The 25,818-nt window shown below is 28.9% G+C and carries 23 protein-coding genes; 17 read left to right on the plus strand and 6 right to left on the minus strand.

The window, feature by feature from the left end:
• Positions 1-66: 66 nt before the first annotated feature.
• Entirely contained in the window at positions 67-786 is a 720-nt protein-coding gene (locus FVF61_RS03665; protein ID WP_148453476.1) for a glycosyltransferase family 2 protein, read from the plus strand.
• A gap of 30 nt (positions 787-816) precedes the next feature.
• Here FVF61_RS03665 and FVF61_RS03670 read toward each other — a convergent pair whose 3' ends face one another.
• Positions 817-2,100: a hypothetical protein gene (locus FVF61_RS03670; RefSeq protein ID WP_148453479.1), complete on the minus strand. Its 1,284-nt coding sequence runs from the start codon at positions 2,098-2,100 to the stop codon at positions 817-819.
• Between the two features lie 231 nt (positions 2,101-2,331).
• On the opposite strand from FVF61_RS03670, the gene FVF61_RS03675 reads away from it, so the two are divergent.
• Genes FVF61_RS03675 through FVF61_RS03700 form a run of 6 tightly spaced genes read left to right on the plus strand, consistent with a single transcriptional unit; the run spans position 2,332 to position 8,830 of the window.
• Positions 2,332-2,541: a hypothetical protein gene (locus FVF61_RS03675; RefSeq protein WP_148453482.1), complete on the plus strand. Its 210-nt coding sequence runs from the start codon at positions 2,332-2,334 to the stop codon at positions 2,539-2,541.
• The gene (locus FVF61_RS03680; RefSeq protein WP_148453483.1) at positions 2,531-3,916 is read left to right on the plus strand and encodes a class I SAM-dependent methyltransferase; all 1,386 of its coding nucleotides are present in this window, start codon (positions 2,531-2,533) and stop codon (positions 3,914-3,916) included. The genes FVF61_RS03675 and FVF61_RS03680 overlap by 11 nt, the downstream gene beginning before the upstream one ends.
• Positions 3,909-5,405: a hypothetical protein gene (locus tag FVF61_RS03685; protein WP_148453485.1), complete on the plus strand. Its 1,497-nt coding sequence runs from the start codon at positions 3,909-3,911 to the stop codon at positions 5,403-5,405. The genes FVF61_RS03680 and FVF61_RS03685 overlap by 8 nt, the downstream gene beginning before the upstream one ends.
• A 30-nt stretch (positions 5,406-5,435) precedes the next feature.
• Complete coding sequence (locus FVF61_RS03690) at positions 5,436-6,416, plus strand: GNAT family N-acetyltransferase (RefSeq protein WP_148453487.1); 981 nt, start codon at positions 5,436-5,438, stop codon at positions 6,414-6,416.
• Positions 6,413-7,513 (plus strand): DegT/DnrJ/EryC1/StrS family aminotransferase, encoded by a 1,101-nt coding sequence (locus FVF61_RS03695; protein ID WP_148453489.1) that lies wholly within the window; start codon positions 6,413-6,415, stop codon positions 7,511-7,513. Before FVF61_RS03690 ends, FVF61_RS03695 begins: the two co-directional genes overlap by 4 nt.
• Entirely contained in the window at positions 7,514-8,830 is a 1,317-nt protein-coding gene (locus FVF61_RS03700) for an O-antigen translocase (protein ID WP_148453491.1), read from the plus strand.
• On the opposite strand, the gene FVF61_RS03705 is transcribed toward FVF61_RS03700, so the two are convergent.
• On the minus strand, positions 8,820-9,971 hold the full coding sequence (locus tag FVF61_RS03705; RefSeq protein ID WP_199757268.1) for a glycosyltransferase family protein: 1,152 nt from the start codon (positions 9,969-9,971) through the stop codon (positions 8,820-8,822). The genes FVF61_RS03700 and FVF61_RS03705 overlap by 11 nt on opposite strands.
• Positions 9,972-10,012: 41 nt before the next feature.
• On the opposite strand from FVF61_RS03705, the gene FVF61_RS03710 reads away from it, so the two are divergent.
• Together FVF61_RS03710 and FVF61_RS03715 are read left to right on the plus strand one after the other, a co-directional pair.
• A complete protein-coding gene (locus FVF61_RS03710; protein WP_148453495.1) occupies positions 10,013-10,843 on the plus strand; it encodes a glycosyltransferase family A protein in 831 nt (276 codons plus the stop codon).
• Entirely contained in the window at positions 10,833-11,255 is a 423-nt protein-coding gene (locus FVF61_RS03715) for a sugar 3,4-ketoisomerase (RefSeq protein WP_148453497.1), read from the plus strand. Before FVF61_RS03710 ends, FVF61_RS03715 begins: the two co-directional genes overlap by 11 nt.
• On the opposite strand, the gene FVF61_RS03720 is transcribed toward FVF61_RS03715, so the two are convergent.
• On the minus strand, positions 11,252-12,172 hold the full coding sequence (locus FVF61_RS03720) for a glycosyltransferase family 2 protein (RefSeq protein ID WP_148453499.1): 921 nt from the start codon (positions 12,170-12,172) through the stop codon (positions 11,252-11,254). The genes FVF61_RS03715 and FVF61_RS03720 overlap by 4 nt on opposite strands.
• A 2-nt stretch (positions 12,173-12,174) precedes the next feature.
• Positions 12,175-13,059, minus strand: coding sequence for a glycosyltransferase family 2 protein (locus FVF61_RS03725; protein ID WP_148453501.1), 885 nt, complete (start codon positions 13,057-13,059; stop codon positions 12,175-12,177).
• A gap of 227 nt (positions 13,060-13,286) precedes the next feature.
• Here FVF61_RS03725 and FVF61_RS03730 point away from each other — a divergent pair, with 227 nt between their 5' ends.
• The 4 genes from FVF61_RS03730 to FVF61_RS03745 are packed head-to-tail and all read left to right on the plus strand — an operon-like array spanning position 13,287 to position 17,063.
• Positions 13,287-14,717: an MBOAT family O-acyltransferase gene (locus FVF61_RS03730; protein WP_148453503.1), complete on the plus strand. Its 1,431-nt coding sequence runs from the start codon at positions 13,287-13,289 to the stop codon at positions 14,715-14,717.
• Entirely contained in the window at positions 14,717-15,640 is a 924-nt protein-coding gene (locus tag FVF61_RS03735) for a hypothetical protein (RefSeq protein ID WP_148453505.1), read from the plus strand. The genes FVF61_RS03730 and FVF61_RS03735 overlap by 1 nt, the downstream gene beginning before the upstream one ends.
• A gap of 39 nt (positions 15,641-15,679) precedes the next feature.
• Positions 15,680-16,123 carry a hypothetical protein gene (locus FVF61_RS03740; protein ID WP_233586675.1) on the plus strand — a complete coding sequence of 148 codons (444 nt, stop codon included), beginning with the start codon at positions 15,680-15,682 and terminating at the stop codon, positions 16,121-16,123.
• Positions 16,107-17,063 (plus strand): hypothetical protein, encoded by a 957-nt coding sequence (locus tag FVF61_RS03745; RefSeq protein WP_148453509.1) that lies wholly within the window; start codon positions 16,107-16,109, stop codon positions 17,061-17,063. The genes FVF61_RS03740 and FVF61_RS03745 overlap by 17 nt, the downstream gene beginning before the upstream one ends.
• A gap of 3 nt (positions 17,064-17,066) precedes the next feature.
• Here FVF61_RS03745 and FVF61_RS03750 read toward each other — a convergent pair whose 3' ends face one another.
• The gene (locus tag FVF61_RS03750) at positions 17,067-17,747 is read right to left on the minus strand and encodes a cell division ATP-binding protein FtsE (protein ID WP_148453511.1); all 681 of its coding nucleotides are present in this window, start codon (positions 17,745-17,747) and stop codon (positions 17,067-17,069) included.
• A 210-nt stretch (positions 17,748-17,957) separates the two neighbouring features.
• Between FVF61_RS03750 and FVF61_RS03755 the strand changes: the two genes are divergently transcribed.
• From FVF61_RS03755 to FVF61_RS03765, 3 genes are all read left to right on the plus strand, one after another.
• Positions 17,958-20,981: a tetratricopeptide repeat protein gene (locus FVF61_RS03755; protein ID WP_148453513.1), complete on the plus strand. Its 3,024-nt coding sequence runs from the start codon at positions 17,958-17,960 to the stop codon at positions 20,979-20,981.
• Positions 20,982-21,030: 49 nt separating this feature from the next.
• Positions 21,031-22,764 carry a TonB-dependent receptor gene (locus tag FVF61_RS03760; RefSeq protein ID WP_148453516.1) on the plus strand — a complete coding sequence of 578 codons (1,734 nt, stop codon included), beginning with the start codon at positions 21,031-21,033 and terminating at the stop codon, positions 22,762-22,764.
• A 131-nt stretch (positions 22,765-22,895) separates the two neighbouring features.
• Positions 22,896-24,518 (plus strand): amidohydrolase, encoded by a 1,623-nt coding sequence (locus FVF61_RS03765; protein ID WP_148453518.1) that lies wholly within the window; start codon positions 22,896-22,898, stop codon positions 24,516-24,518.
• A gap of 9 nt (positions 24,519-24,527) precedes the next feature.
• Here FVF61_RS03765 and FVF61_RS03770 read toward each other — a convergent pair whose 3' ends face one another.
• Positions 24,528-25,226 carry a class I SAM-dependent methyltransferase gene (locus tag FVF61_RS03770; RefSeq protein ID WP_148453520.1) on the minus strand — a complete coding sequence of 233 codons (699 nt, stop codon included), beginning with the start codon at positions 25,224-25,226 and terminating at the stop codon, positions 24,528-24,530.
• Positions 25,227-25,285: 59 nt separating this feature from the next.
• Between FVF61_RS03770 and FVF61_RS03775 the strand changes: the two genes are divergently transcribed.
• Positions 25,286-25,780, plus strand: coding sequence for a YkgJ family cysteine cluster protein (locus tag FVF61_RS03775; RefSeq protein ID WP_148453522.1), 495 nt, complete (start codon positions 25,286-25,288; stop codon positions 25,778-25,780).
• Positions 25,781-25,818 lie beyond the last annotated feature (38 nt).

A 25,818-nucleotide genomic window follows, 5' to 3' on the forward strand; every position in this document is an offset into this window, starting at 1 on the left:
AACTATAATTGTAGATACTAGCTTTCAGTTTAAAAATTAAAACCTATAATTTACCCAATAAGCTTCATGGTAATAAAAAAACTATCTATCATAATACCAGTTTATAATGAAGCAGAAACAATTCATTTAATCTTAAATAAGATTAAGAATGTCATTCTTTTAGATAATATTTTAAAAGAAATAATAATTGTAGATGATTGTAGTGAGGATAATACTTATGAAAAAATAAAGTCCTATTTAGAGCTAAATTCAGATGCAGATATTTATTATTTTAAACATGAAAAGAATAAAGGCAAAGGGGCAGCATTACATACAGGCATATCAAAGGCAAAAGGAGACTATTTAATTATTCAAGATGCCGATTTAGAGTATGATCCAGCAGAATATAATAGACTTTTAAAACCAGTAATTGATGGTTTTGCTGATGTAGTTTATGGTTCTCGTTTTATGGGTAGTCAACCACATAGAGTACTCTTTTTCTGGCACACAATTGGAAATAAATTCTTAACATTCCTTACGAATGTATTTTCCAATTTAAATCTTACTGATATGGAAACCTGCTATAAACTATTTAAGACAAGTTTAATTCAGGGAATTAAGTTAAAAGAGCAACGTTTTGGGTTTGAGCCTGAAGTAACATTAAAAATCTCTAGAATTCCAAGAATTCGAATTTATGAAGTAGGTATTTCTTATTACGGAAGAACTTATGAAGAAGGAAAGAAAATAAGTTGGAAAGATGGATTTAGAGCTATTTACTGTATTTTAAAATATGGAGTTTTTAAGTAATTTAATAACAATTTGTTCAAACTTTAAGTTCTATATATTCTTTTGTCTTTTCTCTATAAAAATTTTATAAATAATAATAATCATTATAAATAATAATGCGTAATTATAGAAATAAAAACGCATAATAGAATAACTTGCAGTAGCTACTATCATTGAGTTAGATAATGTTAAGCTAGACACCATAAATAAAATGGCATAGTTTTTTTTGTAAGAAATGAGAACCTTTATCAAACTGAAAAGAAAAACTCCAAGAACAAAAAGCAATATATATATTGATTTAAATCCATGGATTATACTTGCAAAATAAACGTTAACCCATTTATTAAAATTATTTTTTATAAGTATAGGAGTTATTGATTTTGCTGCTTCTTCAATGGCTAGTCTAGATTCAACAATAGACATGTTTTTGTTGAGAAAATATTCAGTGCCTTTATCATGTAAAGTAAAATTACAGATATACACTAAATATTTGTGAAAGTGTTTATAATAATCTTGATAAGATACTCTTTTTTTGCTGGACATAATCCATTTATTACTTGAAATAAAATTATGGCTTTCTATAAAAATGGTTTTGTGTTCTTCATTTTTAATATAACTACTATCAGATATTTTACTTACATAGAAAGCTAACGAAGCTGTGTTCACATAAGTAAAAGGTGTAGATGCAAATGCATTATCTTTAAGTTTGTGATAGCTTTTGTCTAATAGTATCGTTGTAATAGGAATAAGGACTAGAATGAGTAACTTCATCAAATTATTCCGTTTTGAAATTTCTTTTCTGTTTTTCAAAATAAATAGAAAAGCAATAATAAATGGAACTAATATAAATTGACCTCTTGTTAAGATTAATAATATAGAGGAAATACAAATATAAATTAGTGCTATATTATTGTTTTTAAATAAAAAATCAATTGAAAACACTATGAAAAATAAGTAAAGTGGATAGCTTAAGCCTTCAGAGCAAATATTATTCGCCACGTATAATGGGCCGAAAAATGGAAATAGCAAGATGGCTACCAATATGAATTTTGAAAGATAATTTAGTTGAAGTACTTCAGTGAATTTTTTAGCAACAAAATGGACTGCTATAAATCCAAATAGTAATTGAATTCCAACCGTAACCAAATCAAAATAATCTTGAAAGATAAATTTCAAGAAATTTGTAAAAATAGCATATCCAGGATATCTGTAAATAGCAGCATTTAAATAACTAGCTGTGTCTGGAGTGTAGATAGCATCTTGAAAAATTAAAAAAATGAAACTAAAGAAATACATTCCATAGATAACAATGTCCTTAAGCTTAATGTTTTTCAATTTTGATTTTTATTTAATTTTTTACAAAGTAAAAGAATAATTAGAAATAAAGAGTATTTAATAAAATTACTTAATATCTAAAGAGTTCAATTTCATTTTAAAATAATAGATAAGAGAACTACTAAGTTCTTAACTTTAAATAATATTTTTAATTTCAACATAGCTTAATGAAACCTAATAGTTTTACTTATTTATAGAGTTTAAGTTTACTATATTTACAAAAATTTCAATATGATATTTCTTTATTTTGATCCAGCCATTGGAGCCATGATTGTTCAAGCTATAGTAGCTGCCATAGCAGGTGTTTTGTTGTTTTCTAAAAACTTGCTTTTAAAAGTAAAAGTGTTTTTAGGAATTGTAAAACCTAAAGACGAGGAATTATTTGACGATATAGATATTGAAAGGTCTGAAATAGAAAAGAAAGATTCTAGTGACTCATAAAAAAGCACATCCAGCTTCGTTTAGAGATCCTTCTGGTTTTATGTTTGTTGAAGAAGGGATAGTTAAACGACAAATAAACCCTATTTATTTTAAACAGTATTTTGCTCTTAAAGATTCTAGATTTTTCGAAAAACTTTTTAATAGTCAGGTGCTTATACCACATGAAGAATTATCTCATTCTTCAGAACAAATTATAATTCAGCCAGAACATATTCCGTTTATTACTTATCCATACGAGTGGTGTTTTAATCAATATAAAGAAGCGGCTCTGCTAACCCTTAAACTGCAAAAGTTTAGTTTGGAACACGGTTTTTCTTTAAAAGATGCCTCAGCTTTTAATGTGACATTTCATAAAGGAAAAGCTATTTTTATAGATACACTGTCTTTCGATTTTTATATAGAAAATTCGCCTTGGAGAGCCTATAAACAGTTTGTGTCTCATTTTTTAGGACCATTGCTTATGGCTCATTATCATGGTGCACAATCTTTAAAGTTAATGAGTAATTATATAGATGGAATTCCGTTAAACATGATTGCATCCATGTTGCCATTTAAATCTAAATTGAATCCTTTTTTATATTCAAACATTCATCTGTTAGCAAAGTTTGAAGATAAGTATCATGAAGATTATAATGGCGAATCGAAAGTCAAGTCTTTATCTAAAAAAGCACAATTAAATATCATCCAAAGTCTGTATGATTTTATTAAAAAACTATCCTTAAAGGAACATTCTGAATGGGGAAATTATTATAATAAAATAAATTATACAGATGCTGCTTTTAATTTAAAATCTGATATCATTAACAATTGGATCTCTAAATTAAATGTCAAAACAGTTATTGACGTTGGTGGTAACGATGGTACTTTTGTTAGAAGAATAACGTCTAATATAGAACAAGCGTTGGTTTGCGATATTGATAATAACGCAGTCGATTATAATTTTAAAACTATTAAGGAAAATAAGGAGCGTTTTATGTTGCCTTTTGTTTTAGATGTTTTAAATCCTTCGGCAGCTATTGGTTTTAATAATAAAGAAAGAGACTCTTTCATAAAGCGCATTAAAAAGTTTCAGCCAGATATCACTTTAGCTTTGGCAGTCATTCATCACATGTCCTTATCTGGAAATGTTACCTTTGAGATGTCTGCACAATTTTTTGCTAAATTTTCTAAACATCTTATTATTGAGTTTCCTAAAAGAGAGGATTCTTGGGTACAAAGACTGTTAAATAATAAAGCTGATTTTAAAGATTATTTCGGGTTTTATAATATAGAAAATTTTGAAAAAGCCTATACAAATTACTTCGAAATTATTGAAAAACAACCTATTGAAAACTCAGAAAGAGTCATGTATTTATTAAAAACGAAACATGATTAAAGCTATTTACAAGATTCGATCTCAAATTCTTTCATTTGTAAAAAATGACAAAGACTACCCTATATTAGCAGCTTTTTCAGCAGGGATTTATCCACTTTTATATTATTACAATTCTAATTTCACTTTAGTTAATTCTTGGAGTCAATTTCTATATTTTGTAGTTACTTATTTGTTGATTCCAATGTGTACTTTTTTGTTGGTATTTACATTTTTTAAACGCCTTCCAATACTGCAAAAATTCAGTAAATATGTCATTCCAGTTTTAAATATAACGAGTTTTGTTTTTTTAGTTATTATAAGTACTTCTGGATTTAAATGGAAGATTATAACTATTGCATTAGTAATTGCTTTAATCTTTGCTATTTTACTACAAAAACACATTAAAAAAGTAATAGTCTTTCAGTTGTTAATGACACTAATTGTAGTTTCAAAACTTATTCCAGATTTCTATAGGCATATTACTTATTCATCAGCATGGATGGATTTACAAGATGGAATTGAACACGTTAAATTTAAAATGAAACCCAATGTTTATGTAATTCAACCAGATGGTTATACAAGTTTTTCAGAATTAAAAAAGGAAACATATAATTTTGATAATTCTAATTTTGAACAATTTTTAGATAACAATAACTTTAAGCTATATATAGATTTTAGAAGTAATTATACCACGACTTTAAGTTCAAATAGTTCCATGTTTGCAATGAAACATCACTATTATAATAATTACAAAAACAAGCCGAATGAATTATATAATACTCGAAAAATAATAACTGGAAATAATCCAGTTGTTTCTATTTTTAGAGAGAATAATTACAAAACTTTTTTATTACTTGATATTTCTTACTTGTTGGTTAATAGACCAAAAATGTTATACGATTATTGCAATATAGATTATAGTGAAGTGCCTTATTTAGACAGAGGTTTTAGTATAAATAAAGACCCACTATTAGATTTAAAACAAATTATAGAGTCTCATCCAGATTCTAATAATTTTGTTTTTATTGAACGCATGCTTCCCATGCATATTACAAATGATACTAGTGATTCTGAAGGTATTCAAGGTGAAAGAAAAAAATATCTTGAACAATTAGAAGAGGCTAATATTTGGTTAACAAGTGTGGTTCAATTAATATCTGAAAAAGATCCAAATAGTATGATAATTATAGCAGCAGATCATGGAGGATTTGTTGGTATGGAGTCAACCCAGGAAAGTGGATTAAAACAAACAGATGAGGCTTTAGTAACATCAATTTTTTCAACTGTTTTGGCTATTAAATGGCCAGATAATAAGGTGCCAAATTTTGATAATAAATTAAAAACTAATGTCAATTTGTTTAGAGTTTTGTTTTCTTATTTAAGTCATGACACAAGTTATCTAGAGAACTTAGAAGATGATAAAAGTTATTCTGTAATTAAAGAAGGAGTTCCAGTTGGCGTTTACGAAGTTATAAATGAAAATGGAGAAGTTGTTTTTAAAAAGCATTAAATTAGTATTTTTCAGCAATATTTAAGTACAATGAAGTTTTTCTTAGTAAAAAGATACCATCCTGAATATAAATCGCTTTGGAATGATTTTGTAAAACATTCTAAAAATGGCACTTTTTTATGTCAAAGAGATTTTATGGAGTATCATCAAGATAGGTTTGAAGATGCCTCATTTTTAATTTTTAAAGACGAAAAATTGGTTGCTGTTTTTCCTGCTAATAGAAAAAATGAGCTGATATATTCGCATCAAGGACTTACGTATGGAGGATTAATAATAAATAAAGACACGTCTTTTAAAACTGTTTTAATAGCATTTAAAAGCTTGCTTGAAACATGTCAATCTTCTGGAATTCATGAGATGATACTAAAACCAACACCAAGAATTTATCATTCGCATCCTAGCGATGAAATAGATTATTTGTTGTTTAAATTACAAGCTGAATTAATAAGAAGAGATTTAACTTTAGCTATAGATTCAAGACAACCCATAGAAATAAGCTCTTCCAATAGGAAGAGAGGTTTGAAAAAATCCCAAAAAAATGAATTGCTTGTTAAGGAAGAAGTAGATTTTGAATCATTCTGGAATACTATTTTAATTCCAAATTTAAAAGAGCAACATGGAGTAGAACCAGTTCATACTTTAGAAGAAATAGCTTTTTTAAAATCAATATTTCCAAATAATATCAGGCAGTTTAATGTTTATAAAGACGATGTAATTGTTGCAGGAACAACTATTTTTGAAACTAATCAAGTTGCACATGCACAGTATATTTCATCAAATAATGATAAACAAGAATTAGGAAGTTTAGATATGTTATTTCATCATTTAATTCATAAAGTTTATAAAAATAAAGCCTATTTCGATTTTGGTATTTGTAACGAAAATCAAGGCAAACAAATAAATTCTGGACTACAAGAATGGAAAGAATCGTTTGGAGCAAGAAATATTTCACATGATTTTTATAGCATTTTCACTAAAAATCATAGCTATTTAAACGATGTCCTAATATGATAAAATTTCTAGACTTACATAAAATTAATAAAAGATTTGAATCAGAATTTCAAATAAAAATTCAGCAGTTTTTAGACTCAGGACATTATATCTTAGGTCAAGAAGTTGAAAACTTTGAAAGAAACTTTGCAGCCTATTGTGATACAAAATATTGTGTAGGAACTAGTAATGGTTTAGATGCTTTAACTCTTATTTTTAAAGCTTTTATTCATTTAGGAAAATTAAAAGAAGGCGACGAAGTTATAATACCTGCAAACACCTTTTTTGCAAGTGTATTATCTGTAATAAATGCAGGTTTAATTCCAGTTTTTGTAGAACCAGATAAAAAGACATTTAGCATTTCAGTTAAAGAAATTGAAAAGGTATGTACTTCGAAAGTGAAAGCTATTATGGCAGTACATTTATATGGTCAATTAGCCAATATGGAAGCTATAAATACCTTTGCGAAAGCGCATCATTTAGTGGTTGTAGAAGATGCTGCACAAGCTCATGGAGCAGAAAATAGTGAAAGTAAAAAAGCTGGAAATTTGAGTGATGCTGCTGCTTTTAGCTTTTACCCAAGTAAAAATTTAGGCGCTTTGGGAGATGGAGGAGCAGTAACTACAAATAATTTAGTTTTAGCAGAAACCATTAAGAAACTACATAATTATGGTTCAGAAAAAAAATATGAATACAGTTTGGTTGGATGTAATAATAGATTGGACGAAATTCAAGCCATATTTTTAAATATCAAACTAAAACATTTAGATACAGATAATTTAAAAAGGCAAGAAATAGCTAAAAGATATCTTTCAGAAATTAAAAATGAAAAAGTAGAATTACCATTTTATAATAATTCCCAAAACCATGTGTTTCACCTGTTTGTAGTTAGAGTAAAACACAGAGAAGATTTTATAAGTTATTTAAAAAAGCAAAAAATTGAAACACTTATTCATTATCCAACGCCACCACATAAACAAAAAGCCTTAAGTAATTTTAATTCCTTAAGTTTGCCAATTACGGAAGAGATACATCATACAGTTGTTAGCATACCTATAAGTCCAGTAATGACCAACGAAGAAATAACCCAAATAATAAATTCAATAAACACCTACTAGTTGAAAAGATTAATAAAATATATTAACAACAATGTATTAATAAAAGTAGCTTCATTAAATTCTGCATCTTTAGTAACTAGAATTGTTGGTGGACTTTTAACATCAAACGCTATTGCTCATTTTATTGGAGCAGAAGGGATGGCACTTGTTGGGAATTTAAGAAATTTTGTTAGTTCTATTCAATCGTTAGCAACCTTAGGTTTATATAATGGAGTTGTTAAATATATAGCTGAATTTAAAAATAATACGTTAGAGTTAAGTAAAACTATTTCAACTACTTTTTATCTTGGTTTTATTTCTACAGTTATAGTGTCTTTTGGTTGCTATTTTAATGCAGATACCATAAATGATATTATTTTCCCAAAATATAATGACTATGCATATGTAATAGAAGTCCTAGCAATTGCTCTGCCTTTTTACACATTAAACTTATTTACATTTTCAATATTAAATGGTTTTTCTAAGTTTAAAATCTTAATTATAATTAACATTATTGGTCAGATTTTAGGAGTAGCAGTTACTTTAATTTTAATTTATAAAAACAGAATTGATGGAGCATTGATTTCTGTTGTCATTTCTGAGTCCTTAATATTTTTAATAACCTTAGTTGGAATAGTCAATCAAAAAACATTAATGCCTTTAATAAAGGTAAGAAGCATCAGTTTTGAAAAGGTTAAGAAACTTAGTTCTTTTTCTATTATGGCTTTATTTTCAGCTATGGTTTTGCCATTAGTGGCTATTGCAATTAGATCTTATATTATAGATCATGTTGGCTTTAAAGAAGCTGGCTTTTGGGAAGCAATGAACCGAATTTCTAAATATTACTTAATGTTTGTAAGTTCTTTGTTAACACTATATATCTTACCAAGGTTATCTGAAATTGATAGCGCTAAAGATTTTAGAAACGAAGTTTTTAATTTTTATAAAACCATTATTCCAATATTTGGAGCAGGATTGATTGTTATTTATTTTTTAAGAACATATATTATTACAATTGTTTTTTCTAGTGAATTTAAACCAGTTGAAGACTTGTTCTTTTGGCAACTTTTAGGCGACTTTGTAAAAGTACTTTCCATAGTTATAGCTTATCAATTCTTAGCAAAGAAAATGTTTTGGCATTATATTATTACCGAAGCTTTTTCTGTAATAATAATGTATGCAACAAGTGTTTATTTTATTGATTTATATGGTGTAAAAGGTGCAACTATAGCACATTTTGTATCTTATGTTATGTACTATGGAGTTATATTATTAATTTTTAGCTCCTCGCTTTTTGGAGTTATTCCAGAAAAAAATGACTTAAATTCTAATCCTTAGAATTTTCTTCCCATACTTGAAGATATTTTTTTGCAATTGTAATATAGTTGTGTTCTTTCTCTATAAATGCTCTAGCATTGTTTGATATTTCAACTAATTTATTAGGATTTTCAATAAGCCATTCTAAATTTTTAATAACTTGAGATGCCTTTGGCAAGGCATTAATAGCAATTGTGTTTTCTTTTAAATTATAGAAATCTAGCCATTCTTTTTCTGCTCCTGTAAAAACTACTTTTCCTTTTGCCATAGCTTCCAATGCGTTATAACCTTGATCGAAACTATATACTTGGTCTAATACAATATGTGCTTGGTTATAAACATCTATATATTGTTTATAAGGTAAATTATGAGTGGTATGAATAGCTACTTTATTTGGATGTTTTTTCTGAATAATTTCTAAAGATTCTTCGAAAAAAACACTCCCCTTTTTAACTTGAGACAAGGTATTAATGCCGTGAAAAATATGAATCTTGTTTTCAATTTCTAAAGGATGAAATACAATTTTATCTGTGTTTATTGGGTTTGGAATCAAGCCTAAATACGCTTTGTTGTTCTTTAAAGGAATGTGGTAATCTATATCTGATGCAATTACACCACAACTATGTTTATATATAAAGTCATGAAGTTTTTTATAAGTAGGTGAGACGTATTTCAAACAATAATAAAATTGCTTTTTTAAAGCTGTATTATTTAGATAAGGAGTTAAAATAGAATAAGTTTCTTTTTCTTTTAGATAATAACTAATGTTAGAATAATCATCTCCACAAGACATTAAAAAAAGATTTTTATTCTGCGTAATAAGCTTCCTTAGTAAAAGAATTTGTAATTTAGGATGAATGGAAAGCGCATCTTCGTTTATCAACTGAACAACATCAAAATTATGTAGCTGTTTTAAAGCCTTTTTAAATTTGTAAGCTACTTCAAAATCAGCAATATCAAATTTCGTCAGCTTATGAATGCCTTTTCTAAAAAACAATAAAATAGGATTATTGAAAACTTTTACAGAAAGATTTATATCCACTGGAAATTTTTTAAAAAGGTCACCATTCCCAACCAATACAACTTCATGACCTAATTGCTGTAAGCCTTCCTTTAAAGAATTATGTAATCGGCTAAATTCTCCAATTAAAAGTATTTTCATGCTTATTTTGATACCTTTGCTTTTCAAATATAATCGTTTCAATGAACATTTTAGAGAAAAGTAAAATTCCTTTAGAGATTCTTGTGGCTACAACCAATAGAACGAATTTGGATTTTATTTATAACATGTTTAAAAACAATGTTCTGGAAGATTATTATATTTTAATAATTAATCAAACAACTAAAGAAGAGGTTTTAATTTCTGAATTACCAAATGTTCGAGTTATTAATTCATTTGAAAGAGGTTTGAGTAAAAGTAGGAATCTAGCGATTCGAGAAGCTATTGGTGAAATTTGCTTATTAGCTGATGATGATGTTGTTTACCAAAGACATTTTGAAAAACCTATTTTAGAGAGCTTTAAAAATATGCCAGAAGCAGGAATAATTTCTTTTAAAACTATAACTACAGATGGCAAACGTTATAGTAACTATCCAAATCAAAAAATTAATTTGCAGAAATTCTATAAAAAAGTACTTTCTATAGAAATTTCATTTAAACGGGATGCCATAATAAAAAACAAACTGTTTTTTAATGAAAATTTTGGCTTAGGAAGTGTGTTTCAAGATGGAGAAAACAGATTGTTTTTTGAAGATGTTTTTAAAACAAATCAGATAAAAGCGTATTTTTCGCCAGAATTTATAGTCATTCATGAGCCATTAAGTTCAAGTGATGATGTGGCATCAGACCGATTTATTTTTGCTAGAAGTGCTTTAAATTATAAATTACATGGTAATTTTGCTTGGTTGTATGTTATTAGATTAATAGTTTCGTTAGTCAGAAAAAAGTTAATTTCATTTAGTGAAATTTCATCAAAATTTAGAGTGGCAAATCAAGGAATAAAAACCTACAAAAGTATGTTGCATGGAAAGTAAAAAAACAACTTTAGAAAGTATAAAAATAATAGAAATTCCTAAAATAGAAGATAAAAAAGGAAGAGGGAATTTATCTGTTATTGAGAAAGATTCTATTCCTTTTGCTGTAAAACGAGTTTATTATTTGTACGATGTACCTAGTAATGCCTATAGAGGTGGACATGCTCATAAAAATTTATTTCAGTTTTTAATAGCTTTGAGTGGAAGTTTTGATGTGGTTTTAGACGATGGAATTAAAAAGACAACTATCACACTTAATAAACCCAATAAAGGCTTGTTAATTCCAAAAGGGATTTGGCGTGAATTGGAAAATTTTTCATCAGGTTCAGTATGTCTAGTTTTAGCATCTGAAGAATATGATGAAGAAGATTACATTAGAAAATACAAACAGTTTTTAAAGTATAAAGGCTAAAAATAATTCTTTTTATAGGTGAATTTATTGTAGATACTCACAACTATTTTAGTTATACTTAAAGGCATATTAAGTAAGGCTTTTTGCTTAAAGTTTAGTTTACTAAAATCGATTTTTTCTGTAAGTTTTTTAGATGATTCATAATCACCTAATAGCTTATATTTTAAAGCTGAAGAAAACCTATTTTTATTAATATACTCATGAAAATAATCAGATGCATTCAAGGAATTATATTTAGAATAATCAATGGATTTAAATCTCTTTCTGTTAGATTTTGTTAATCCGTTATTGACAACTTGATGTGTTGCTAAAGGAATATTTAAAAACACAACAGAATAATTTAAACCTGCTCTAATCCAATAATCTGTATCTTCACTTGTGCTAAGAGTTTCATTAAAAGCACCTATTTTCATTACTGCTTCTTTATTAAAGATAGAACTAGCGCAATGTAAAATAGAATGGTCTAAACTATATTGAAAATAATTTAATACACCTTCTTGATTTGTTTTTAAATCAAGTTTGCTATATGTGGCAAAATAAATTCCTTTTTTAGTTTTAATTTTTAAAGCACTTGCAAATATTTGTTCTTGAGGATATTTAGTAATAAGTTTATAGATGTGTTCTAAAAATGTTGCTTCCCAAAAATCGTCTGCATCTAAAAATGCTAAATATTTTCCTGAAGCTTTTTGAATTCCAAAATTCCTAGCAGCAGAAACTCCAGAATTCTCAATGGAAAAAATCAGAATTCTAGAATCAGAAATAGATTCTACTATGTTTAAGCTATTATCTGTAGAACCATCATTTACAACAATAATTTCAAAATCATTAAAAGTCTGATTCAACACACTTAATAAGGTGTTTTTTATATAGTCTTCCTTGTTAAATAAAGGGATTATTATTGAAAACAATGGTATCATATTTATTTAGGTATTCTACAAAAATAGCCTAATCTATATAAATCGAATAAAAATAAATTCGGATTTTCATGAGTTAGGTTCTTCTTTATTTTTGAATCAAAGAATGCCATAAATTTCCCAAATAGATGCTGTAAAAAGAGAAATTCTAGAAACCTATACGCTTTTAATAAACTTATATCATTACTGGTTATTTGCTTAGAAACATACAAATTATTGAGAGTTTGCATAGCATGTTCGGTTTTTTTTAAAAAATTCAGATTTTCATCTAAACCAAAATGATACACTTCATTATTAATATGTAATATTTGAAATTGGTGTTTTTTTAACAAAGCTCCTAACAGATAATCCATTCCGTAACTATTATCTGTGTTGTTTTTTATAAGTTCTAAATATATTGCTTTTTTTATTAGAAAATTAGCAGAAATAATTACTTTATAAGGTGTTTGATTTCTAATGTTTGCATCAACTTCCTCACGTTGTTTTCCAAATGTATAACGCAAAGATTTGTTTTTATAATATGATGTTTCTTGATAAGCAAAACCACCAAAAACAGCTTGGAAATTGTATTGAATCTTTTCAAGATATTTGGATAAAAAATCATGATATTTTGGCAGCACATCTGCGTCTATAAATAACAACCAATTATATTGCGCTTGTTTCGCTAAAAATAGTCTGCTTGCAGTTCTTCCAACATTTTTTTTTGCTTCAATAAACTTACAATTTGTAAGGTTGTTAATTTTCTGATTTTCTATATTTAAATGAGAAAAAGATCCATCGTCCACACAAATAAGCTCAAAAATAATATTAGCTTCCAAGGCTTGTTTTTCAAGTGCTTGGGCTAAAGGATAGGCGTTATAATGATATGTTGGAATTAGTATAGATAACATGAATATGCGTTCATTTGTTCAAATCTAAACAATATTGATACAAATTTCGCGAAATAAAACAATTTCATTTAAGTTCACTTATTAGATATTAAAAATAAGATGTAAAGACTTTTAAATTGAATTCATCAACCATGAATCGAAAATCATATATTTACAATCAATTCCTTATTAGTTTTTATAAATAAAAAGGGATTATTAGTTTTACAAACAACTTCTAACCAAAACCAATGCTATTTAATACTATAGATTTTGCCATTTTTATGCCAATTGTCTTCTTGTTGTATTGGTTTGTTTTCAAAAAAAAAATAAAGACCCAAAATTTATTCTTATTAGCTGTAAGTTATTTCTTTTATGCTTGTTGGGATTGGCATTTTTTAGGGCTCATTTTTTTAAGTTCTGTAGTTGATTATTTAGTAGGACATTCCTTAGCTAAAACCGAACAAAGAATAAAGCGTAAAATGCTATTGTTGCTTAGTCTGATAGTTAATTTAGGAATTCTTGGTTTTTTTAAATACTACCATTTTTTCATAGAATCATTTCAGGAAGTTTTTACCCTTTTTGGAAGAAATTTAGAATCTAGCACATTAAATATATTGCTTCCTGTAGGTATTAGTTTCTACACCTTTCAAACCTTGAGCTATACCATAGATGTTTATAGAAAAAAAATAGAACCTACACATGATGTTGTTTCATTTTTTGCTTTTGTAAGTTTCTTTCCTCAGTTAGTTGCTGGTCCTATTGAGAGAGCATCCAATTTATTACCACAATTTGAAAGAAAAAGATTCTTTGATTATGCCAAGAGTGTCGATGGATTAAGATTAATTATACTCGGTCTTTTTAAAAAAATGGTCATTGCTGATAATTGTGCCTTAGCAGTCAATGAAATTTTCACCTATTATCCAGATTATAGTGGAAGTACGCTATTTTTTGGGGCTTTCTTTTTTGCTTTTCAAATTTATGGCGATTTTTCGGGCTATTCAGATATTGCTATTGGATCTGCCAGATTATTGGGATTCGATTTAATGCAGAACTTTAATTCACCTTACTTATCTAGAAATTTAGGTGAATTCTGGAGACGTTGGCATATTTCGCTTAGTACTTGGTTTCGCGATTATGTTTATATTCCATTAGGAGGTAATAAAGGTTCCAAAGGAAAATGGATAAGAAACATTTTTATTGTTTTTTTAGTAAGTGGCTTGTGGCATGGAGCTAATTGGACTTTTATTATTTGGGGATTTATTCATGCCTTATTTTTTCTGCCACTAATTTTAAGTAACAAAAACTCTAAGTTTAAAGATATTGCAGAAAATAGTAAACGTCTGCCTTCTATTAAAACAGTTTTTCAAATAAGTTTTACTTTTTTAATTGTAACTTTAGCTTGGGTGTTTTTTAGATCAGAAAACGTCACTCAAGCATTCTTGTATTTTGAGGGTATGTTTTCAGTGTCGTTTTTTTCTTTCCCTACTGTTTCAAGAGGGTTGGTGTTATTTCTAATTATTTATATGATTTTTGAATGGCTTCAAAGAGATAAAAAGCATTTGTTAGAAATAGATTTTATTAGATCAAAACCATTGCGAATTGCTATTTATTATATGATTGTATTTGCCATATTTTATTTTGCAGGAGATACACAACCATTTATCTATTTTCAGTTTTAATGAGAAAATTGTTAACATATATCAGTTTGTTTTTATTACCAATACTCTTAGTTTGGATGTTAGCTGAAGTGTTTTACAGAACAGTTCCTAATAATTATACTTATAAGCATGAGCAAATCTCCAAAATGGAAGGTTTAGAAGTGCTAGTTTTAGGAGATTCTCATACATTTTATGGTGTTAATCCAGAATGGCTATCGCTTAAAGCTTATAATTTATCTAATGTTAGTCAGACTATTTATTTTGATAAGTTATTGTTAGAAAAACACATCAATCAATTACCTAGATTAAAATATCTAATTGTAGCAGTTGATTATACTACCCTAAGTCAGGCAGATAATACCCAAGAAGATATTTGGCGAAAGTATTTTTACAAAGCTCAAATGGATTTAGATGTGCCTTTAATTTACTGGTATGATCCTAAATCATACAGCTTAGCAATAACTAGAAAATTTGATAAAACCTGGAATACATTTAAAGAATATAGAAATAATAAAACTTTAATAAGTTGTGATTCAAATGGATGGGGAAACACATATCTCTCTACAGTGGATGCTGTTGAAATGTCTCGATTAGCAAAAGTTGTCGCTAAAAAACATGAAGATGAATCTATGGATTTTAGTTTGAATTCAAATAGGGTTCAGCAAATGATTGATTTATGTAATGAAAAAGGAATAGAGGTTCTTATTGTTAACATGCCTTCAGTTGCAGAATATGTGTCTTTGTTAAATTCAAACAAATGGCAGAAAATAGATTCTGTTTGTAACCAAATAGAAATTAATAACAAAAATGTAACTAGAATAAATTTATTAAATAATAAACAGTTTGAATTAAATGATTTTCAAGATGCAGATCATTTAAATGCTGAAGGAGCGAAAAAATGCTCACTCATTATCGATCAAATTTTAAAGAATAAAAATGATTAATATTGTTTCAATTAAATGAAATTTTATAAAAACTTTGTCGTGTTTTGGGCTATATTCTATTTTGCTATTGCAATTTTAGGACGTGTCTTTACATATAAAAAAGAAATATATCCTTTTTTCAGGTGGTCATTATACTCTAAAACTCCAAATAAGCTAGTATATCCTTACATATTAGTAAAGAAAGTTGGCGATTCCATATTGCCAAAACCAACTAATATTTTAGACTTATATTCAGTACATGATTTAGCTTTAACAGATTTAAATTTAATGGTAAATAATTTTTATCAGGATACAAAACCTGTTTTAGAAAGTGAATTAAATTATCAAGGTATTTTCATGAAAGTTTTACCAGAAAATAGCGAATTTACTTTATACATTAAGGAATTAGATTTAAGTGTTAAAGATTATAAAAACACTGAGAAACATAGCCAAGTTTTAAGCGTTAAAAACAATAAAATTATTCCTTTTGAAAGAAATAACTAAATCTCATTTTTTTTGGAAATATTCCAACAGTGCAATTCCTTTATTTGGCAGGTCTAAAAAGGAGTTATATAATGAGATTATCACTATAGAAAAGTTTTCATATTTGTTCTTCTTATTCGCCTTGTTTGTATATCTTTTTGCAGATAATCATGATGATAGCATAGCAATGATTGATCCATTATGGCCAATGATACCCTTCATAAATATATCAACAGGGTTTTTAATAATATTTTTTCAAATTAACTTATTCCTTTCATTTATTTTGTTGTGTTTTAAGCCAAATCAAAAATTTTTAAAGGTTTATGTATTTATAATTTATTTCTTATATATAGCTTTTAATAATTCTTTTGGTAAAATAAATCATGGCTCGTATTTGGCTTTAATGATGTTGTTTTCTTTTGTGTTTATTCCTACGGAAGCAAAGAAAAATTATAAAGAAAAAACAATTTTAATTTTCGCAACAGCTCAATTCTTTTTATTAATGGCTTATAGCCTAACAGGAGCCTGGAAGTTATTTTGGGGAATTGTTGAGTTTTTTACAAAAGATGTTAGTTTATTTTCCCCATTATCTTTTAGGAATATTATTATTACACAATATCAATTTGTAGAACCTACTATTTTAGGTAAATGGTTCTTAGAACATTATATTTTTGGTTGGTTTATGTATTTAGCTGTAGTTTATATTGAGATAAGTTCTGTATTTATTTTTTTTAGACCTAACCTACATAAAATATGGGGAGCTTTATTACTTAGTCTTCATCTGGGAATACATTTTGTATTAAGAGTAGATATGTTTAGTGCGCCTTTATACATTGGGTTACTATTATTAATGTCTCCATTTTATTACAAAACAGAAGATTTTAAAACAACTTTATTAAGCTTACCAATAATTTCTGAATGCAGAAAACTTTTTCAAAAAATAAAAAGTAAATCAAATTAAATTTTAGTTTTTACGCTGTACTACTTCATAAACCTGATTGTCATCACACTTAAGCGTTTTGCTTGGATATTTTAAAAGTAAAGCATAATCATGAGTAGCCATTAAAATAGTGTTTCCGTTTTTGTTTATCTCTTGCAGCACTTCCATAACTTCGATACTAGTTTGAGGATCTAAGTTACCTGTTGGCTCATCGGCAAGAATTAATTCAGGATTATTTAATAAAGCTCTTGCAATAGCTACACGTTGTTGTTCGCCACCAGAAAGTTCATGAGGAAATTTAAAACCTTTGGTCTTCATTCCAACTTTGTTTAAAACTTCTTCTATACGCGTATTCATTTCGTTTTTGTCTTTCCAGCCAGTAGCTTTCAAAACAAAAAATAAGTTATCGTTTATAGTTCTATCAGTAAGAAGTTTGAAATCTTGGAATACAACGCCAAGTTTTCGTCTTAAAAATGGGATGTCTTTTTCTTTTAAAGTTCTTAAATCAAAATCTACAATGCTGCCTTCACCTTTAGTTAGAGGTAAATCGGCATAAAGTGTTTTCATAAAACTACTTTTTCCAGTTCCCGTTTTTCCAATTAAATACACAAATTCTCCTTTGTTAATTTCAACATTTACATCTGAAAGTACTAAGCTTTCACCTTGATAAATAGAAGCATCTTTAAGATAAAGTACGTTTTGCATAGTTGTTTTTTAAGAATTGTAAATGTATTACTAAAAAGTTTAAAGTTCAAAATTCAAAGTTTAAAGTTTTCATAATGTGATTATCAAAGGAATGCTACTATTTAAATACCAAAAAAGACTTTTAACAAGTCTGTTTATAATTATAACATAATTCTAACGTTATGAAATGGAGATTAAATTATCTTTGATTTTAATTGAAAAAACGCCTCTATGAGTTTCCATAAATTATGTATTTTCTTTATTGCATTATGTTTTAATTTAAACATTTTTAGTCAGGAATCTGCTATATATACCAATCATTTGGCAGATTATCAAAAAGCATTAACACTGTATGATAATCAGCAATATGCTGCAGCTCAATCCTTGTTTACACAAATTTCGAAAACTGCCGAAACAGACTTGTTAGAATCTGATTGTGTCTTCTATATTGCCAATTGTGCTGTGCGTTTAAATCAGCAAAATGCCGACCAGTTAATGGAAGACTTTGTATACAATTATCCTACAAGTACTAAAAGAAATACGGCTTATGTAGATGTGGCTGAATATTATTTTAACAACGGAAAATTTGCTTATGCAAAAAAATGGTACGATAAAGTAGATGAAAATTCTTTGGCTAGAAACGAACGTGAAAAATTTAATTTCAACAACGGTTATGTAGCTTTTACAACCAAAGATTATAAAGGTGCCAGAAAATACTTAACACGAGTAGAAAATTCTCAAAAATACGGTTCTCAAGCCAAATACTATATAGGGTTTATGGCTTATGAAAGTGACGATTATAATCAAGCCAATCAATATTTCGATCAAGTTAGCGATAACGAAAAATACAAGGAAAAACTGTCTTATTATCAAGCAGATTTAAATTTTAAATTAGGAAAGTTTGAAGAAGCCATCAAATTAGCCAAAGAGCAATTGCCAAATAGCGATAGAAACGAAGTATCCGAACTCAATAAAATAATTGGCGAAAGTTATTTTAACCTTGAAAAATATGCCGAAGCCATTCCATATTTAACAGAATATAAGGGTAAACAAGGTAAATGGAACAATACAGATTACTACCAATTAGGTTATGCATATTATAAGCAAGCAAATTATGAAAGTGCCATCTCAGAATTTAATAAAATTGTAGATGGAAAAAATGCCGTAGCACAAAATGCGTATTATCATTTAGGTGAAAGTTATGTACATTTAAACAAAAAGCAAGAAGCTCTAAATGCGTTTAGGAATGCCTCTCAAATGGATTTCAATTTAAAAATTCAGGAAGATGCTTGGTTAAACTATGCCAAAATAAGTTATGAGATAGGAAACCCATACCAATCGGTTCCACAAGTATTAACCAGTTATTTGGATACTTATCCAAATACAGCTTATAAAGAAGAAATAGAAACTCTTTTAATAGACTCTTATATTACTTCTAAAAATTATCAAGAAGCTTTAAAATTGCTGAAAGGAAAGAATAGTTTTGAGAATAAAGTAGCTTATCAAAAAGTGGCTTTCTATAGAGGAATAGAGCTTTATAATGAAGGAAAATATCAGGAAGCCTTAGAGATGTTTTCCAATTCTTTAAAAGAACCTAGAGATGTTAAATTTACATCTAGAGCTACGTTTTGGAAAGCCGAAACCAACTATAATCTGGCTAATTATGAAGATGCTTTAATAGGTTTCAAACAATTTCAGCAACAAGCCAATGCATCTGAAACGTCAGAATTTAAAAACCTAAACTATAACTTGGCTTATACATATTTTAAGCAGAAAAATTATTCGCAAGCCATTCAAAATTTCAATCAGTTTATTGACAATAAACAAGATGATGCCATTCGTTTGAATGATGCCTATTTACGACTTGGAGATGCCTATTTTGTTTCCAGTCAATATGGAGATGCTATACAAGCCTATGATGAAGCCATTAAAATTAATAAAATAGATTCTGATTATGCGTTTTTTCAGCAAGCCATAAGTTATGGTTACGAAGGAAAAGCTTCAAAAAAAATATCAGAATTGGAGGCGTTTCTTCAAAAATATACAAAATCTACTTTACGTGATGATGCCATGTTCGAGTTGGGAAATTCTTATGTAAAAACCAATGAAGATGTAAAAGCATTAAAGATGTATAATAAACTTCAAGCAGATTACAGCATGAGCACTTTTGTGCCAAGAGCTATGTTGCGTCAAGGATTAATTCATTATAACAAAAGTGATAATGAACAAGCTTTAAATACGTTTAAGGCTGTGGCCAAAGATTATCCTGGAACTCCAGAAGCCAATCAGGCAGTTTCAACAGCACGTTTAATTTATATTGATTTAGGTCGTGTAAATGATTATGCAACTTGGGTTAGAACTTTAGATTATGTAGAAGTGACTGATGCCGATTTGGATAACACCACGTACGAGTCTGCAGAAAAGAAATATTTAGATGGAAAAACAGATGATGCTATCAAGCAATTCAACAGTTATTTAAATCAGTTTCCAAAAGGTTTACATGCCTTACAAGCACATTTTTATCTAGCCCAATTATACGATAAAAAAGACTTAAAAAATAATGCTGCTCCACATTATCAATTTGTAGCAGATGCCTCTCCAAGTGAGTTTACTGAAGAATCGCTCTTTAAGGTCTCACAAATTTATTTGGAAAACAAACAATGGTTAGAAGCTATTCCAATATTAAAACGTTTAGAAGCAGAAGCCAGTTTTCCTCAAAACGTCGTTTTTGCACAATCTAATTTAATGAAAGCCTACTACCAGTTAGAGAAATATACTGAAGCTGTTTCTTATGCTGAAAAAGTATTGAATCAAGGCGTGATCGATTCAAAAATTAAAAGCGATGCACATTTAATTATTGCACGTTCTGCAATAAAAACAAACAATGAAGAGCGAGCGAAAACAGCTTATGCAGAAGTAGAAAAAACAGCCACAGGAGAAGCAACAGCTGAAGCTTTATATTATCAAGCTTATTTTAAAAACATGGCTGGAAATTATGAAGCCTCGAATGAAAGTGTTCAGCGTTTAGCTAAAGATTATTCTAGTTACAAATTTTATAGTGCCAAAGGCTTGGTGCTTATGGCTAATAATTATTACCAACTAGAAGATGCCTTTCAGGCAACATATATTCTGGAGAGTGTGATTGAAAACTTTACTGAATTTCAAGATGTTGTAACTGAAGCTCAAGAAGAGTTAACAAAAATAAAAACTGAAGAAGCAAAAACTAACTCATCTGTTTTACCAGAAGAAGACTAAACTATATTCATCAACCGTAAATCAATAATTATCAATTAAAATAAAATTTATGCGCAAGCACATTCATAATATAAACCTCTTTTTTATTCTTTTAAGTGTTTCCATTACTTGGGCTCAGGAGAGAGATAACGATACCATAAAAACAGATGTTATTCAAGTAGTGAAACCGTATACGCCAACTATTTCTGATGCCTTTAAAGTAAAAGAAACACCTAATATAGATGATGATGAAACCACAACTAAAAAAGAGATTCAATACAATATTTTTTCATTTCCTGTAGCTTCAACCTTTACACCTGCAAAAGGAAAAGCAGCTGTTTTAGATAAAGAGAAACCAGCAAAATTTTACGACAACTATGCATCGCTTGGCTTTGGAAGTTATACTAGTATTTTAGGTGATGTGTATTTAAATCATGCTTTAAGTAAAACAGATCAGGTTGGTGGTTATTTAAGACATCATTCTTCTCAAGGTGGTATTGATGATGCTTTATTAGACGATTATTTTTACGACACAAAATTGCATGTTAATTTTTCCAGAAAAGAACGCGATATAAGCTGGAATGTTGAAGGCGGATTTAAGCACCAAGTTTTTAATTGGTATGGTTTGCCTCAACCTTATTATAACGAAGATTCACCAGAAGCTCAATTAGGTGTTAGTCATACATTTTATGGAGGAAATATAGGAGGAGATATTTCTTTTGAAGATACTTATTTTAAATCTGCTCATGTCATGTTCAGGCATTTTGGAGATAATTATGGGTCTGCAGAAAATAGGTTTTCAGCTGATGTTTCTGCAGATATTCCTATTGCAGATATAGAGATTTCTACCAAAGTGTTGTTCAATTTTCTTGGAGGTTCTTTCGATAGATATTATGATGTGGATGCCAAAAACAACTATGGAAACTTTAACATTGGCTTGGCACCAACGTATCGATTCATACAAGACGATTTAACGCTGTATCTAGGAGTGTCTCTATACTATTTAAACGATACCGAAGCAAGTGAAAGTAAATTTTATATTTATCCAAATATTGCTGCTTCCTATAGAATTGTGGACGAAGTATTAATAGCTTATGGTGGAATTAAAGGTGGATTAATTCAAAATACGTACGAGAATTTTGCTGAAGAAAACAAGTTTGTGTCACCTACCTTATTAATTGCTCCAACAGACCAACAATATCATGGTTATGTAGGATTAAAAGGGAAAGTTTCTAATAGTGTGAGTTATAATATTCAAGGAGTTTATTATGCTGAAAGCAATAAAGCGCTTTACAGACATAACGAAATTGATTTTGTAAACCCAGATGAAAGTTACCAATTTGGTAATTCGTTCTCTGTAGTTTATGATGATGTGTCTACCTTTAATTTTGGAGGAGAATTGAGTGTGGACGTCAATAGAAACTTTAAATTAGGTGTCAAAGCCGATTTTTTTGCTTATAATACAGAAAACGAAAGTGAAGCTTGGAACTTACCAAGTGTAACAGGTTCTTTATTTATGGATTACCAGATTGATGAACAATGGTTTGCAGGAGCTAGCTTGTTTTATATTGGCGAACGCAAAGATCAAGTGTATGTTACAACCACTCCAGTGGTTTCTTTTGGTTCCACGACTTTAGATAGTTATTTTGATGCCAATGCACATGTTGGATATCATATAAACGACCGACTTTCGGTATTTGCAAAAGCCAATAATATTGCTAACCAAAACTACCAACGTTGGTTGAATTATCCTGTTCAAAGCATTCAAATATTAGCTGGAGCTACTTATAAGTTTGATTTTTAAAACGAAGTGTCATTCCGAGAGGAGTCGAGGAATCTCATCAAAGAAATCTATATCATTAATAAATGCAATCAAATTTTAACGCTTTTATTATTTTTACGCATTAATTAAATTAACAATCTTATTGAATCATTATGAAAAAACTCTTAACCATTTTCGTTTTAGCCTTGATTTTTTCTTGTAGTAAAGAAAAACAACAAGTCGATACGATTGTAATTAATGCCAATGCTTATACTGTCAATTCTAACTTTGATATAGCTGAAGCCTTTGCTATTAAAGATGGAAAGTTTTTCAAGATAGGAACTTCAAAAGAGATGCAAGACTCTTTTGCGGCAGACACGATAATTGATGCAAAAGGGCAAACTATTGTACCTGGTTTTATAGATGCACATTGCCATATGTATGGTTTAGGCATGAATTTGCAACAAGTAGATTTGTTTGGAACTACAAGTTTTGATGAGGTAATGAAACGTGTATTAGATTTTCAAAACAAGAAGCAAACCAATTTTATTATAGGTCGTGGTTGGGATCAAAACGACTGGGAAGATAAAACATATCCGGATAAAAAATTATTAGATGCGTTATTTCCAGATATTCCTGTTGCTTTATCGAGAGTTGATGGACATGCTATGCTGTGTAATCAAACAGCTTTAGATTTAGTTAGCATAACTAAAAACTCAAAATTTGATGGAGGAGAAGTCATTTTAGTAAATGGCGAGTTAACTGGTGTTTTAGTTGATGAACCAGCAGAATTGGTTGAAGCTGCTTTTCCAACTCCTACAAGACATGATCAAATAAACGCCTTGTTAGATGCTCAAAAAGTTTGTACAACTCTTGGATTAACAACTGTTGTGGATGCAGGTTTAAATAGAAATGTTATTGAATTAATAGATAGCTTACAACAAACAGGAGATTTAAAAATTAGAGTCTATGCTATGATTAGTAATACTAAAGAAAATCTAGATTACTACTTGTCTAAAGGAAAAATTAAAACAGATAAATTGAATGTACAATCTGTAAAAGTATATTCAGATGGTGCATTGGGTTCTCGAGGAGCTGCTTTAAAAGAGCCATATTCAGATAAAGAAAATCATTTTGGAGCCATGGTTATTGGGTTAGAAGACTTGGAGAATTTGGCAACACGAATAGAAGCTGCCAACTTTCAAATGAATACACATGCCATTGGAGATTCGGCTAACAGCGTGGTTTTAAAAACCTATGATAAAGCACTTCAAGGAAAACAAAATAGACGTTGGAGAGTAGAACATGCACAGGTGATTACTGATAATGATTTTGAATATTATAAAAGCGGAAATATTATTCCTTCTGTGCAACCTACTCATGCTACAAGCGATATGTATTGGGCTGAAGACAGACTAGGATCAGAAAGAATAAAAGGAGCTTATGCTTTTAAATCACTTTTGAATGCAAGTGGAAAAATTGCTTTAGGAACAGATTTTCCAGCTGAAAGGGTAGATCCAATTGCTACATTTTACGCAGCAGTTTCTAGACAAGATGTAGAAGGTTATCCAGAAGGTGGTTTTAATATTCAAGATGGATTATCTAGAGAAGAAACCTTAAAAGGAATGACCATTTGGGCTGCTTATGCTAATTTTGAAGAAACTGAAAAGGGAAGTATTGAAGTAGGGAAATTTGCTGATTTTATCATTTTAGAGAATGACATCATGAGCATAGATGTGAAAGCGATTCCAGATATAAAGGTAGAACAAACTTATATTAGTGGAGAGAAGCAATAAGTTTTTAATTTAAGTAAGTTTGGCTAAATAATCAAAGTGTGAACCTTCACTAATTTTAGTGCATTTTAAACCGACACTTTCACAAGCCAATTTTAACGTGTCAAAATCAAGATAAAGCCATTTCATAGGCTCTTCTTCTTCATTTTTATAGCTTAGAAAATAATCTAATTCACCATAATAATTGGCGTTGGTGTCTACCCAAAGGCCACCATCTTCGTCTTCATACATATATTTAATATCTGAAGAATCGATTAAAATTTGACCATTTTGGTTTATTAAAGATTTTAAATGTATTAAATAAGCAGCAACCTGTGAAAGTTCCTGAAAAATTCCTGTGCCATTCATTAATAGTAGAATGGTATCGAAAGTTTCGGTTTCATCTAAAAGATTTTTTAATTCAGCTTGTAAAACACCACGTTGTTTAGCAACTTTTATAGCTCCTTTAGAAATATCTATAGCTTTTATATCAAGTCCTTTTTCTTGTAAATACAAGCTATGGCTTCCAGAACCACAACCTACATCTAACACTTTGCCTTTGGAAAGTTGCAGTGCTTTTTGTTCCAGTTTTGGCATCTCTTTAAAATTTCTAAAGAGATAGGGAAGAGGTAATTCATCTTCATCTGAAATATTGGTTGAGGTAATCAAATCTTCAGTATAATGATTGTTTTGATAATCTAATAAGGCTTTTCCGAAAAGGTCTTTTTTCATAAATATATTGTCTTGCTATATGTGTTTTAGCATCTTATTAAAAATAGTATTTTTGCTCTATGCAAGACTATATTAAAAATCTTCCAAAACTAGCCAAAGATAAGCATAAGGAAAATAAAACCTTCTTTACTAAGCTTAAAAAGAAGCCACCAAAGCAGCTGGATTATATCATGCAGGAATTACATGACGAAGAATTTAATCGTACCGACTGTTTGGAATGTGCTAATTGCTGTAAAACGACTGGACCTTTGTTTACAGATAAAGATGTAGTTAGAATAGCCAAGCATTTTAAAATGAAGCAGCAACAATTTATAGATACTTATTTGCGAGTTGATGAAGAGAATGATTATGTTTTGCAGTCTGTTCCATGTACATTTTTAAGTGCTGATAACTATTGTTCCATTTACGATGTTAGACCAAAAGCATGTAGCGAATTTCCTCATACAGACCGAAAAAAGTTTCAGCAGATTTCTAATTTAACGTTGAAAAATGTCGCTATTTGTCCTGCAGCTTTTAATATAGTTGAAGAAATGAAAAAGCGTATAAAGCTATAAACTTTATACTTAAAATTTTTAGTATATTTAGTCAAAAT

Origin of the sequence: Xanthomarina maritima, from assembly GCF_008084905.1 — a bacterium.
Classification (GTDB): domain Bacteria; phylum Bacteroidota; class Bacteroidia; order Flavobacteriales; family Flavobacteriaceae; genus Xanthomarina; species Xanthomarina maritima.

What these genes read in the sequence shown, in the direction of transcription:
- FVF61_RS03665 (WP_148453476.1), top strand. Translation starts at nt 67, where the DNA reads ATGGTAATAAAAAAACTATCTATCATAATACCAGTTTATAATGAAGCA.
- FVF61_RS03675 (WP_148453482.1), top strand. Translation starts at nt 2,332, where the DNA reads ATGATATTTCTTTATTTTGATCCAGCCATTGGAGCCATGATTGTTCAA.
- FVF61_RS03685 (WP_148453485.1), top strand. Translation starts at nt 3,909, where the DNA reads ATGATTAAAGCTATTTACAAGATTCGATCTCAAATTCTTTCATTTGTA.
- FVF61_RS03690 (WP_148453487.1), top strand. Translation starts at nt 5,436, where the DNA reads ATGAAGTTTTTCTTAGTAAAAAGATACCATCCTGAATATAAATCGCTT.
- FVF61_RS03695 (WP_148453489.1), top strand. Translation starts at nt 6,413, where the DNA reads ATGATAAAATTTCTAGACTTACATAAAATTAATAAAAGATTTGAATCA.
- FVF61_RS03705 (WP_199757268.1), bottom strand. Translation starts at nt 9,971, where the DNA reads ATGAAAATACTTTTAATTGGAGAATTTAGCCGATTACATAATTCTTTA.
- FVF61_RS03710 (WP_148453495.1), top strand. Translation starts at nt 10,013, where the DNA reads ATGAACATTTTAGAGAAAAGTAAAATTCCTTTAGAGATTCTTGTGGCT.
- FVF61_RS03715 (WP_148453497.1), top strand. Translation starts at nt 10,833, where the DNA reads ATGGAAAGTAAAAAAACAACTTTAGAAAGTATAAAAATAATAGAAATT.
- FVF61_RS03720 (WP_148453499.1), bottom strand. Translation starts at nt 12,172, where the DNA reads ATGATACCATTGTTTTCAATAATAATCCCTTTATTTAACAAGGAAGAC.
- FVF61_RS03725 (WP_148453501.1), bottom strand. Translation starts at nt 13,059, where the DNA reads ATGTTATCTATACTAATTCCAACATATCATTATAACGCCTATCCTTTA.
- FVF61_RS03730 (WP_148453503.1), top strand. Translation starts at nt 13,287, where the DNA reads ATGCTATTTAATACTATAGATTTTGCCATTTTTATGCCAATTGTCTTC.
- FVF61_RS03735 (WP_148453505.1), top strand. Translation starts at nt 14,717, where the DNA reads ATGAGAAAATTGTTAACATATATCAGTTTGTTTTTATTACCAATACTC.
- FVF61_RS03750 (WP_148453511.1), bottom strand. Translation starts at nt 17,747, where the DNA reads ATGCAAAACGTACTTTATCTTAAAGATGCTTCTATTTATCAAGGTGAA.
- FVF61_RS03755 (WP_148453513.1), top strand. Translation starts at nt 17,958, where the DNA reads ATGAGTTTCCATAAATTATGTATTTTCTTTATTGCATTATGTTTTAAT.
- FVF61_RS03760 (WP_148453516.1), top strand. Translation starts at nt 21,031, where the DNA reads ATGCGCAAGCACATTCATAATATAAACCTCTTTTTTATTCTTTTAAGT.
- FVF61_RS03765 (WP_148453518.1), top strand. Translation starts at nt 22,896, where the DNA reads ATGAAAAAACTCTTAACCATTTTCGTTTTAGCCTTGATTTTTTCTTGT.
- FVF61_RS03770 (WP_148453520.1), bottom strand. Translation starts at nt 25,226, where the DNA reads ATGAAAAAAGACCTTTTCGGAAAAGCCTTATTAGATTATCAAAACAAT.
- FVF61_RS03775 (WP_148453522.1), top strand. Translation starts at nt 25,286, where the DNA reads ATGCAAGACTATATTAAAAATCTTCCAAAACTAGCCAAAGATAAGCAT.